At 65.8% G+C, this 11,854-nt stretch carries 10 protein-coding genes; 7 read left to right on the top strand and 3 right to left on the bottom strand.

The genetic code is table 11. The annotated features are described in order from the left end of the window. Together AADH62_RS01785 and AADH62_RS01780 are read left to right on the top strand one after the other, a co-directional pair. Nucleotides 1–852: hypothetical protein (locus AADH62_RS01785; protein WP_341578005.1), on the top strand; the 852-nt coding region annotated here is incomplete at its 5' end. 126 nt (nt 853–978) lie between these two features. Next, on the top strand, nt 979–1,482 hold the full coding sequence (locus AADH62_RS01780) for a pyridoxamine 5'-phosphate oxidase family protein (RefSeq protein WP_341578004.1): 504 nt from the start codon (nt 979–981) through the stop codon (nt 1,480–1,482). A 6-nt stretch (nt 1,483–1,488) separates the two neighbouring features. On the opposite strand, the gene AADH62_RS01775 is transcribed toward AADH62_RS01780, so the two are convergent. Next, a complete protein-coding gene (locus AADH62_RS01775) occupies nt 1,489–3,285 on the bottom strand; it encodes a proline--tRNA ligase (RefSeq protein WP_341578003.1) in 1,797 nt (598 codons plus the stop codon). Between the two features lie 66 nt (nt 3,286–3,351). Continuing rightward, complete coding sequence (gene gtfA / locus AADH62_RS01770; protein WP_341578002.1) at nt 3,352–4,839, bottom strand: sucrose phosphorylase; 1,488 nt, start codon at nt 4,837–4,839, stop codon at nt 3,352–3,354. 104 nt (nt 4,840–4,943) lie between these two features. Between gtfA and pcp the strand changes: the two genes are divergently transcribed. The 5 genes from pcp (at nt 4,944) to AADH62_RS01745 (ending at nt 10,698) form a co-directional block, all read left to right on the top strand. Next, a complete protein-coding gene (pcp, locus tag AADH62_RS01765) occupies nt 4,944–5,582 on the top strand; it encodes a pyroglutamyl-peptidase I (RefSeq protein ID WP_341578001.1) in 639 nt (212 codons plus the stop codon). A 53-nt stretch (nt 5,583–5,635) separates the two neighbouring features. Further along, entirely contained in the window at nt 5,636–6,370 is a 735-nt protein-coding gene (locus tag AADH62_RS01760; RefSeq protein WP_341578000.1) for a GntR family transcriptional regulator, read from the top strand. Continuing rightward, on the top strand, nt 6,367–7,386 hold the full coding sequence (locus AADH62_RS01755; RefSeq protein ID WP_341577999.1) for a 1-aminocyclopropane-1-carboxylate deaminase: 1,020 nt from the start codon (nt 6,367–6,369) through the stop codon (nt 7,384–7,386). The genes AADH62_RS01760 and AADH62_RS01755 overlap by 4 nt, the downstream gene beginning before the upstream one ends. A gap of 103 nt (nt 7,387–7,489) precedes the next feature. Beyond that, nucleotides 7,490–9,256: a maltose alpha-D-glucosyltransferase gene (gene treS / locus AADH62_RS01750; protein WP_341577998.1), complete on the top strand. Its 1,767-nt coding sequence runs from the start codon at nt 7,490–7,492 to the stop codon at nt 9,254–9,256. Next, nucleotides 9,253–10,698, top strand: a complete 1,446-nt coding sequence (locus tag AADH62_RS01745) for a maltokinase N-terminal cap-like domain-containing protein (protein WP_341577997.1) — start codon at nt 9,253–9,255, stop codon at nt 10,696–10,698. The genes treS and AADH62_RS01745 overlap by 4 nt, the downstream gene beginning before the upstream one ends. 8 nt (nt 10,699–10,706) lie before the next feature. Here the strand turns inward: AADH62_RS01745 and ispG are convergent, their stop codons facing one another. Further along, entirely contained in the window at nt 10,707–11,837 is a 1,131-nt protein-coding gene (gene ispG / locus AADH62_RS01740; RefSeq protein WP_292712156.1) for a flavodoxin-dependent (E)-4-hydroxy-3-methylbut-2-enyl-diphosphate synthase, read from the bottom strand. Nucleotides 11,838–11,854 lie beyond the last annotated feature (17 nt).

Genomic DNA, 11,854 nt, shown 5'->3' with positions numbered 1-11,854 from the left:
CATCCACGGAGCACAGCAGTGACACGCCGCCTGACAGCACCCGCCCTCTCAACCGCCCTCGTCGCTCTCGTCCTGGCACTGTCGGGCTGCTCGCTGACTGCATTCACCGACATCGGCACCGTCGATCAGAGCGACGGTTTCGGACAGTACGACGACGGCGAGGTCTACACCGAGGACGACGAGGATCTCGGCGTCGTCGAGGTGTACACCGTCGAGCCGGATGCTTCCCTCTCCCCCACCGGCGACGAAACCACCGAATCGATCTGGGACATGTTCGTGAGAATCGTGACCCCCGAGGTGGCAGGCAGCGTCATCCGCGACTTCCGCGTCGGGGATTCGGAATCGAGCGACACGCTCGCCTACGTCCTGCAAACTGACGATCCCCAGCAATGGACGCTCGTGGTCAACCTCGCCTATGCGTCAGACGAGGACCTGCTGCTGTCCACCCTGATCCATGAGTACGCGCACATCCTGAGCCTGTCTCCGGGCCAAACCGACCCCGAGGCCTGGAGCTGCGACACGCTCCAGCTGGATGAAGGGTGCGCGGAGCCGGATTCGGCGCTGTGGGCCTTTGACCAGGAATTCTGGGCACAGTACGGTTCGGATGCTCCGGATCCCGCCAATGCGGACGCCGATCTCGCATACGAGTTCTACCTTGATCACGAGGACGATTTCGTGAGCGACTATGCCGCGACCAACGTGGTCGAGGACTTCGCCGAGAGCTTCATGACCTTCGTACTGGAGCCCGAACCCGACAGCGACACGATGATCGCGCAGAAGCTGCTCTTCTTCTGGGACCGGCCGGAGTACGTCGAGATCCGCGACCACGTACGCGCGGAGTTCGGACTCTGAGCGCACGGTGACGCGCGCGTGGAAGCGACCAGGGTCCGCCCCACTCGCCTTCCGCTTCGTTACGCGGAGCCGTGACCGCTGTCAATCCCCTCGCGAGTGCCCGCGGCCACGACGCAATCTGCTGGCATGACCGAACTGACCGGAACGCAAGCCCGCACCCGCGCCAAGGAACTCGTCGAAGACATCGACATCGCGATGCTCACGACACGCGATGACAGCGGCAACCTCGTGAGCCGGCCGATGAGCACCCGCCGCATGGACGAGAACGGCGACATCTGGTTCTTCACGGCCGAGCACACCAAGAAGGTCGACGAGGCCGAAGCAGATGACGAGGTCGGACTGTCGTACTGCGACCCGAAAGCCATGCGCTATGTGTCAGTCGCAGGTTGCGCCGGCGTCGTCCACGACGATGCACTCATGCGTGAGCTGTACTCGCCGTCGCTGGAGGTGTGGTTCGAAGGCGGGCTCGACACACCCGGCATAACCCTCTTGCGAGTCACACCGGTCGAGGTGGAATTCTGGGAACCCGGACAAAACCGTCTGGCGCAGGCCGCCGGGATGCTGAAGGCGCTTGTGACCCGCGACACACCGGACGACGACATCGTCCGGCACGCGAAGATCAGCTACTAGGGCCTCTCACGCGGCGAGGCGAGCGATGGCCTCGTCAAGCGGCATCGTCTCGCGATCGCCGGTGCGGCGATCCCAGAGTTCGACCTCGCCGGTTGCCGCTCCCCGGCCGACCACGAGGATGCGTGGCACGCCGATAAGTTCCGCATCGCCGAACTTCACTCCCGGAGACACCTTCGGTCGGTCGTCGTAGACGACCTCGAGACCGGCATCCTCGAGACGGGCGCTGGCCTGCTCCGCAAGATCGAAAGCAACGGCATCCCTGCCCGTAGCGACGACGTGCACGTCGAAGGGCGCCACGGCGGTCGGCCAGATCAGACCCTTCTCGTCGTTGCTGAGTTCGGCGATGATCGCGAGGATCCGCGTGACACCGATGCCGTACGAGCCCATCGTGACCGTCACGAGCTTGCCGTTCTCGTCGAGAACTTTCAGCCCGAGAGTCTCGGCGAAGAAGCGGCCGAGCTGGAACACGTGGCCGATCTCCATTCCGCGCGCCAGCTCGACGGGGCCCGAGCCATCCGGGGCCGGGTCGCCCGCGGCGACATTGGCAACCTCGACGAAGCCATCGGCTGTGAAGTCGCGGCCAGCCACGAGCGAGTGGACGTGCTTCTGATCGATGTTGGCGCCGGTGACCCAGGACGTCCCGTCCACGACGCGGGGGTCGAGCAGATACCGGATGCCGGTCGCCGACTCCTCGCCGAGAACCGCGCCCGTCGGCGACCAGGGACCGATGTAGCCCTTCACAAGAAGCGGGTTGTTCTCGAAGTCGTCAGCTGTCGCAGCCTCCACGGCGGCGGGGGCGAAGGCCACCTCGGCGCGCTTGTCGTCGATGTCGCGGTCTCCGGGGATCCCGACCACCACGATCTCTCGCGTGCCGTCGAGGTGGGTCAGCGCGAGCACCACGTTCTTCAACGTGTGAGCTGCCGTCCAGGTCGTCTGGTCATCCGTGGCGGGACCGGCGGTGCCGGGAGCCGGGGCGGCCTCGTTCGCGTTGAGGTGATCGACGAGCGTGGCAATCGTCGGCGTGTTCGGCGAGTCGAAGATCACCGGCTCGGGAAGCCCGTCGAGAGGAAGCGGCGCGGGAACGATCGTCGTGAACGCCTCGACGTTGGCGGCGTATCCCCCGGCGCTGCGGACGAACGTGTCTTCACCGACGGGTGTGGGGTGGAGGAACTCCTCACTGCGAGCGCCGCCCATCAGTCCGTTGTCGGCGTTGACGATCACGTACTCGAGCCCCAGCCGCTGGAAGATTCGCTCGTACGCGTCACGCTGGGCCTGGTAGGACGCGTCGAGCCCGGCATCCGTGTAATCGAAGGAGTAGGCATCCTTCATCGTGAACTCGCGGCCACGCAGCAGCCCCGCGCGGGGGCGCGCTTCGTCGCGGTACTTGTCCTGGATCTGGTAGATCGCCAGCGGCAGGTCCTTGTACGAGGAATAAAGGTCCTTCACCAGGAGCGTGAACATCTCCTCGTGGGTAGGCGCGAGAAGATAGTCGGCGCCCTTGCGGTCCTGGAGCCGGAAGATTCCGTCACCGTAGGACTCCCAGCGGCCTGACGCTTCGTACGGGTCACGGGGCAACAGCGCCGGGAAGTGCACTTCGTAGGCTCCCGCGGCCGCCATCTCGTCGCGGATGATCTGCTCGAGCTTCGCCTTCACGCGCAGGCCCAGCGGCAGCCAGGCGAAGATGCCGGGAGCCTGACGCCGAATGTAGCCGGCGCGCACCAGGAGCCTGTGGCTGGTGACCTCGGCATCGGCGGGGTCTTCGCGAAGCGTGCGGAGGAAGTAATGCGAGAGACGGGTGACCACGAGCGTCAAGTCTAGGCCGCGCTGCGACCCCGGCTCGGCGAACGGGGCGCCGAACCTGTCCGGGCCTCACACATCGGTGGGAGGGTTGTCGAGCAGGTCCGCGGTGGCGTGCTCGCGCCCGTCGGCGCGCGCCCAGCGCAGTTCGGCCTGGCCCCGGTCCAGCCGCGCCCGCAGCTCGGACCACCCGGATGCCGACTCCCATCGCGCCTGCAACCATCCGTCGTCGTCGAGCCGGGACTGGAACGTCCCGTCGAAACCGGGCGCGCTGGCTCGGAATCGGCACAGCTCCAACAGGGCCGAAACGACAGGACGCTGGAGGTCGCGCTCCAGGTCGGCGTCGCTGTAGATGTGACGATTGATGTCGCGTCCGACCCCGGTGCGCTCGAGCAGATCCATGTCATTGGTTCCGGCGAGGGCACCGACGTAGTAGATCTGATGGATGCCGGGCACGAACAGTTGCACCGCACGAGCTGCCAGGTACGCCCGATCGTCGCGCCGCATCGCGTCGTAGAACGTGCTGTTGACCTGGTAGATGTCGAGATTGGATGCCGCCGCACCCGTGGCTGCCCGGCTTTGCCCACCCGTAGCGTCATGGATCGCTTCGACCAATGCGTCGAGCTGGGCGGCATCCAGGAGCCCGGGCTCCCCCGTCGCGGGATCGGGCCCGACGTCTACGATGCCGATGCCATCGTGGGTGTCGAGCACGGTCACGGCGTTCTCGGGTCGCTCAGCGATCCAGCGCGCCAGCGGCGCGTGATCTCCCGTCGCGGCAGCGAACAGCACCAGGGGCGGGAGCGCGAAGTCGTACACACGGTCCACACGCAGGGCGATTTCGATCTGGCGCCGATAAAACGAGTGGACCTCGACGAGGACCTCGAGCCCGCGCTCGTGCGCCAGCGCAGTCAATTCATCGATGAAGGCGAAGGTTTCAGGAGTCATGAACGACGACGTTCCCGGCGTCTTCACTGCATAACCGACAGCGTCCAGGCGAATCATCCGTGTGCCGGCATCGCGCAGGGCATCAAGGATCGAGATGAGGTACGCCGATCCCGCGGTGCTGCGCACATCGATGTCGACCTGCGCGGCGGTGAAGGTGGTCCACACCAGCCGCGTGGACTCACCCCACGGGTACGGGGTGAAGGGGAGCCCGGGACGAGGTCGATAGATCCGCAGCAGATCGGCTTCTGTCGCGCCCCCCGGGAACACGGTGCCCATCGTCAGGAACATCTGGGCGTACGGCGACTGGTCACCGTTCTGGATGACGTCACGGAACTGCGGCGAGCGGGCAGACACGTGATTGACGATGACGTCCACCATCACATCGAGGTCACCAGAGAGGGCGCGCACGTCATCCCACGTGCCCAGCCGAGGGTCGACGGTCGTGTGATCGTCGGGATCGAACCCGGCGTCGGCGCCGTCGAAGGGCGTGAAGAAAGGCAGGATGTGGACGCCGCCGAAGGCTCCAGCGAATCGGTCACGCACGATCTCACCAAGAGCGGGAATCGTCCCTCCCAGGCGGTCGGCATAGGCGATGAGCTGGATCGGATGGGTCATGAGCAGCACTCCGGTTGCGTCTGCGGCTCGGTCCCGACGACCGTTTCCGCTTTGCTAAATCGTGTCAGCATATTCTACCGGCGTCGTCCCCGTAGCGTGAAGACATGACGACCGTGCTCCTGACCGGCTTCGAACCCTTCGCTGATGATCAGACGAACCCGTCAGGCGACGCGGTAGTTCGACTGGCCGCCGCGTGGACGGGGCCGGCTCGATTGGTCACGGCGATACTTCCCGTCGATTTCACGCGCGCGAGCGCGGAGCTGATCGAATTGGTGTCCACGCACCGACCGGATGTCGTCATTGCCACGGGCTTGGCCGGCGGTCGCGATGCCATCACGCCGGAGCGTTTCGCCGTGAATCTGCGCGACGCCCGCATTCCCGATAACGCGGGCTATCAACCCGTCGACACTGCCTGCGTCCCCGGGGCGCCCCTGGCGTACGTATCCTCGCTCCCCATCAAGGCGATCGCCCAGGAGATCGCGGCCAGCGGCATCCCCGCCTCCGTGTCCTTGTCAGCGGGTTCATTCGTCTGCAACGACGTCTTCTTCACGCTCGCACACCTGAGCGCGAGCACACCGGGGCTGCGAGCCGGCTTCATCCACGTGCCGTGGGATGCCGAGAGCGCGCCAGCAGGCGCGTCCTCGCTCCCCCAGGCCGACATCGCGCGCGCGCTCGAGATCGCCGTGAGGACGACGCTCACGCACACCAGCGACCTCGACATCCCGGGCGGCCACCTCGCCTGAGCCGCGCGGATCGAACTTGACAAGGAGTCCGCGATCCGTATGCAATATATTGCATGCCGGTTCCCTCGACAGCGGGCACTCACCGCCCCCTCCTGCGCGACGAGGTGCAGGCGCGGCTGCGAGCTGCCATCGTGGATGGCACTCTCGCGCCCGGCGAACAGGTCCGCGATGCTGATATCGCTCACTGGCTGGGGGTCAGCCGTACCCCCGTGCGTGAAGCGTTGCTCGACCTGGCGAACGCCGGGTTGGTGCATACGACCCCGGGGCGAGCGACGATCATCTCGCCGATCGAGCCTCGAGCGATCCGCGAGGCTCGCGATGTCGTGGCCGCCATGCACCGGTTAGCCGCGCTTGGCGCCGTGCCCCGCCTCGACCGGGACGCGATTGAACGGATGCGGGCAGCCAACCGCCTGTTCGGCGCCGCGGTCGACCGGGGGGACATCGATGGAGCAATCGCAGCGGATGAGCTGTTTCACGGCGTCCTCGTCGAGGTAGCCGACAGCGACGCGGTGCGAACAGTCCTGCGTCTCTACGAACCCGTCCTGCTCCGTGCCGAGCGGGCGCAGTTCTCGTCGGAGCACGCCGAACTCTCGACGCTGCGACATGAGCAGCTCATCGCCCGCTGTGCTCGCGGCGATGCTGCCGGAGCCGCCGAGATCGCCGAGTCGATCTGGACCCACCTCGTCACCGAGGTCGACACCGACCTGCCCGCCACCCACACCCCCGTGACGCACAGCCCCGCCACACACAGCCCCGCCACCGAGGAAAACGAGACCACCCCCGCATGAAGCTTCATGAGTTCCCCCGCCACCCGCTCACCTTCGGCCCGAGCCCGGTCCACCACCTCGCGCGCCTGAGCAGCCACCTCGGTGGCGCGCAGATCTGGGCCAAGCGGGAAGACGTCTCGAGCGGTCTCGCATACGGCGGCAACAAAGTCCGCAAGCTCGAGTACATCGTCCCGGACGTCATCGCATCCGGCGCCGACACTCTCGTTTCGATCGGCGGCTATCAGTCCAACCACACGCGACAGGTCGCCGCCGTTGCTGCCCATCTCGGACTGAAGGCCCGGCTCGTGCAGGAGAAGTGGGTGCCGTGGGAGGACCCGACCAACGACAAGGTCGGCAACATCCTCCTCTCCCGGATGATGGGAGCAGACTCCCGCCTCGACGACGCGGGGTTCGACATCGGCATCCGCGACTCGTGGAAGTCGGCGTTGCAGGAGGTCGAGGACGCCGGAGGTGTTCCGTACCCGATTCCGGCGGGCGCCTCGGAGCACCCCCTCGGCGGGCTGGGGTTCGCCAACTGGGCTTTCGAGGTTGCTGAGCAGGAGAAGCAGCTCGGGGTCTTCTTCGACACGATCATCGTCTGCACCGTGACCGGGTCGACCCACGCCGGGATGATCGCCGGTTTTGCAGCGCTTGAGGACCTGACCGGAGTGCGCCGCCGGGTCATCGGGATCGACGCGTCGGCGACGCTCGACAAGACCCGCGACCAGGTGGCCCGAATTGCCCGCAACACCGCGAGCCTCATCGAACTGGGTCGCGACCTGCGCGACGACGAGATCCAGGTGCTCGAAGGATGGGCTGGCGATCTGTACGGCATCCCGGTCGAATCGACGATGGCGGCCATGGCGTTGGGTGCACAGTTGGAGGCCATGATCACCGACCCGGTCTACGAAGGAAAGTCGCTGGCCGGACTCATCGACCTGGTACGCAGCCGCGACATTCCCCAGGACTCGACGGTGTTGTACGCCCATCTCGGCGGCCAGCCCGCGATCAACGCCTACTGGCGCCTATGGGACTGACCCGCCCGCGCGCAAGGGGATAGCGTCGTGCAGACACGTGTGGCAGGTTAGGCAGACGACCAGGCCACATACCCGCCGACATCCGGAACCACGGGAGGAACAGATGACCGCCGCGGAACCGACGACCAATACCGTTTCCATCCCGATCCTGACGCAGGAGCCGTTCCCCGATACTCCCGGAAGCGCGGAGCCTGAATGGTTCAAGACGGCGGTCTTCTACGAGGTCCTGGTTCGATCATTCAAGGACAGTGACGGCGATGGAACCGGCGACTTCCGGGGCCTCATCGACAAGCTCGACTACCTGGAATGGCTCGGCGTCGACTGCCTGTGGCTTCCCCCATTCTTCCCGTCGCCCCTGCGCGACGGGGGATACGACGTCGCCGACTACACCGGCATCCAGCCGGGCCTCGGAACCACCGAAGACTTCCAGGCGTTCCTGAACGCCGCGCACGAGCGGGGCATGAAGGTCATCATCGACTTCGTCATGAACCACACCAGCGACGAGCATCCGTGGTTCCAAGAGAGCCGCCGCGACCCGGCCGGACCCTACGGCGACTTCTACGTGTGGAGCGACACCGACGAGCTCTACGAGGATGCCCGCATCATCTTCGTCGACACGGAGCCGAGTAACTGGACCTGGGATCCGGTGCGGCAGCAGTACTTTTGGCACCGGTTCTTCTCACACCAGCCCGATCTGAACTTCGACAACCCGCGTGTCCACGACGCTGTCCTGGATGCGATGCGGTTCTGGCTTGACATGGGGCTCGATGGGTTCCGTCTGGATGCCGTCCCCTACCTCTACGAGCGCCCCGGTACCAACGGCGAGAACCTCCCCGAGACTCACGATTTCCTGAAGAAGGTGCGCCGCATCGTCGACCGCGAGTATCCGGGACGCGTGCTCCTCGCAGAAGCCAACCAGTGGCCTGCCGACGTCGTCGACTACTTCGGAGATCCGGATGTCGGCGGCGACGAGTGCCACATGTGCTTCCATTTCCCGGTCATGCCGCGCATCTTCATGGCAGTGCGTCGCGAGTCCCGGTACCCCATCAGCGACATCCTCGCCGAGACTCCCCCGATTCCAGCCGGATGCCAATGGGGAATCTTCCTGCGCAACCACGACGAGCTGACCCTCGAGATGGTCACCGACGAAGACCGCGACTACATGTGGAATGAGTACGCGCAAGATCCGCGCATGAAGGCGAACATCGGCATCCGTCGTCGCCTGGCGCCTCTGCTGGACAACGACATCGATCGCATCGAGCTGTTCACGGCGCTGCTTCTCTCCCTGCCTGGCGCACCGGTGCTGTACTACGGCGACGAGATCGGGATGGGCGACAACATCTGGCTCGGCGACCGCGACGGCGTGCGCACACCCATGCAGTGGACCTCGGACCGCAACGCCGGGTTCTCCACGGCGAACCCGGGCAAGCTCGCGCTGCCGATCGTGCAGGACCCGGTGCACGGATATCTCGCGGTGAACGTGGAAGCGCAGCAAGAGAATCGATCGTCACTGCTGCAGTGGACCCGGCAGATGATCCAGGCCCGAAAGCGCCATCCGGCGTTCGGGCTCGGCAGCTTCAACGACCTGGGCGGGTCGAATCCGTCGGTGCTGTCGTACACGCGTGAGCACACGAACGACGACGGAACCGTGGATGTCATCATCTGCGTCAACAATCTGTCGCAGTTCCCGCAGCCGGTCGAACTCGACCTTCGTCGCTTCGAGGGGCTCGTACCGGTCGAGCTCGTCGGCGGCGTTCCTTTCCCCCGGATCGGGGAGCTGCCCTACCTGCTGACACTGGGGGGCCATGGGTTCTTCTGGTTCCAGCTGCACGCACCGGCTGACGATGCCGAGGAGGTGGGGCTGCTGTGAGCGCGCCCGACGCCGCTCTCCTGGAGAGCTACCTGGTACGAACCCGCTGGTTCGGGGGCAAGGGGCGACCGTTCGACGTCGAACAGGTGCGCAGCGTCGCCGAGGTGCCGGCACAGCACGGCGGGCCGTCCCTGACCGTCTATCTCGTCACAGTGGTCTATCGAGATCAGGATGCCGGCAGCGAGGTGTATCAGGTTCCGCTAAGTGGATACGACGAAATGGAAGAGCGGATCGGCCACGCCTACGTCGGGGCGGTCGGCACGGAGTCCGGTCCGCTCCACCTCTACGACGCGGTGCACGACCGCGAGGCCATGCGCATCTGGCTGGACGGGTTCATCGCGGCAGAGGCCACGGGAACTGCGCAGGTCGATCGGCTCCGCTTCCACCGTGTCCCCGGCGGCGGACCTCTGGACAACTCGCTCGTCTCGGCGCCGATGACCGGCGAGCAGTCCAACTCGTCGGCACGGTTCGATGACACCGCGATCATGAAGCTCTTCCGCAAGCTGAGCCCGGGGATCAATCCCGATATCGAGATCCATGAGGAACTCACACGGGGCGGATCGGAGCACATCGCGCAGCTCTACGGCTGGGTAGAGATCGACGTCGACGGGCAGCTACTGCAGACGGCGATGTTGCAGGAGTTCTTGGCCACAGCCACCGACGGTTTCGAGCTCGCGGTGGCCAGCGTTCGCACGCTTCTCGCTGATCCGCAGCAGCGTGTCGAAGACTCCGGCGGCGACTTCGCCGGCGAGGCCGCGCGCCTCGGTGAAGCCCTTGCGAGTGTCCATGCACTGATGCGGTCGCGCTTTCCGGCCGGAACCCGTGGCGGCGACACAGCCGCCGACCTCGCACACGCCATGCGCGGTCGCCTCGAGGAGGCTCGCAGATCGGTGCCCGGACTTGAGACTCACGTACCGCAGCTGCTGCGTCTCTACGACGCGGTAGCGGCGTTGGAGGGTCTCGACGTCCAACGCGTGCACGGCGACCTGCACCTCGGCCAGACTCTGCGCACCTCGCACGGCTGGCGCATCGTCGACTTCGAGGGCGAGCCCGGCAGGCCCTTCGCGCAACGCTCTCTTCCCGACTCCCCCTGGCGGGATGTGGCCGGAATGCTGCGGTCGTTCGACTATGCCGCCGCGATGATCGAGATGTCGTGGGCGACGGATGCCGACACCGATGAAGGGCAGGCCCTGCGGGCAGAGCGGGCCCGCGAATGGTCTGCGCGCGCTCGCGAGTACTTCGTCGCGGCCTACGTCGCTGCCATTTCATCCGCGGACGGCAGCGAGGGCGACCCGGGCATCGACCTCACTGGGCCCGAGCGGGTACTGCTCGACGCCTATGTTGCCGACAAGGCGGTGTACGAGGTCATGTACGAGATTCGGAACCGGCCAACCTGGGTCTCGATCCCGCTCGAGGCCCTGGAACGGGTCGCGACGTCGTAGCGGGCGGATCAGCTTGTGACGACCTGCGCGGTTCCCAGGGGCGCGTCGGGCCCCATCTCGTCGGCGAGCCGGTTGGCTTCCTCGATGAGGGTGGCAACGATCTCTGACTCGGGAACGGTCTTGATGACCTCGCCCTTGACGAAGATCTGGCCCTTGCCGTTGCCCGACGCGACGCCGAGGTCGGCATCCCGGGCTTCACCGGGACCGTTGACGACACAGCCCATAACAGCCACGCGCAGCGGCACCGTCATGTCTTTGAGTCCCTCGGTGACGTTGTCTGCCAGTGAGTACACGTCGACCTGAGCTCGCCCGCATGAGGGGCACGACACGATCTCGAGCTTTCGCTCACGCAGATTCAGCGACTGCAGGATCTGGTGCCCGACCTTCACTTCTTCGGCGGGCGGAGCAGACAGCGAGACGCGGATGGTGTCGCCGATCCCCTCGCCGAGCAGGATGCCGAAGGCTGTGGCCGATTTGATCGTGCCCTGGAAGGCGGGGCCCGCCTCGGTCACGCCGAGGTGAAGCGGCCAGTCACCGCGCTCGGCGAGGAGCCGGTAAGCCTTCACCATCACGACAGGATCGTTGTGCTTGACCGAGATCTTGAAGTCGTGGAAGTCGTGTTCCTCGAACAGCGAGGCCTCCCAGACAGCACTCTCCATGAGCGCCTCGGGAGTGGCCTTGCCGTATTTCTCCAGCAGTCGTCGGTCAAGCGAACCCGCGTTGACGCCGATCCGGAGGGACACCCCAGCCGCCTGCGCGGCCTTCGCAATCGCTCCGACCTGGTCATCGAACTTGCGGATGTTGCCGGGATTGACGCGAACCGCCGCGCAACCCGCGTCGATCGCCTGGAAGACGTACTTCGGCTGGAAGTGGATGTCGGCAATGACCGGGATCTGACTCTTGGCCGCGATGATGTGCAGCACATCGGCGTCATCCTGGGACGGCACTGCCACCCGCACGATCTCGCATCCGGATGCCGTGAGCTCAGCGATCTGCTGCAGCGTCGCGTTGATGTTGGTCGTGGGCGTCGTCGTCATCGATTGGACGCTGACGGGCGCATCTCCGCCCACCAGAACCTTGCCCACCTTGATCTGACGGCTCTTGCGGCGCGGAGCGAGGGTTTCGGGGACCTTCGGCATTCCGATGTTCACAGCTG

Origin of the sequence: Microbacterium schleiferi (genome assembly GCF_038150145.1) — a bacterium.
In the GTDB taxonomy this organism is placed as follows: Bacteria; Actinomycetota; Actinomycetes; order Actinomycetales; family Microbacteriaceae; genus Microbacterium; species Microbacterium schleiferi_B.
The sequence above is the reverse complement of the archived record's forward strand: the minus strand, read 5'-3'. Positions and strand labels throughout refer to the sequence as shown.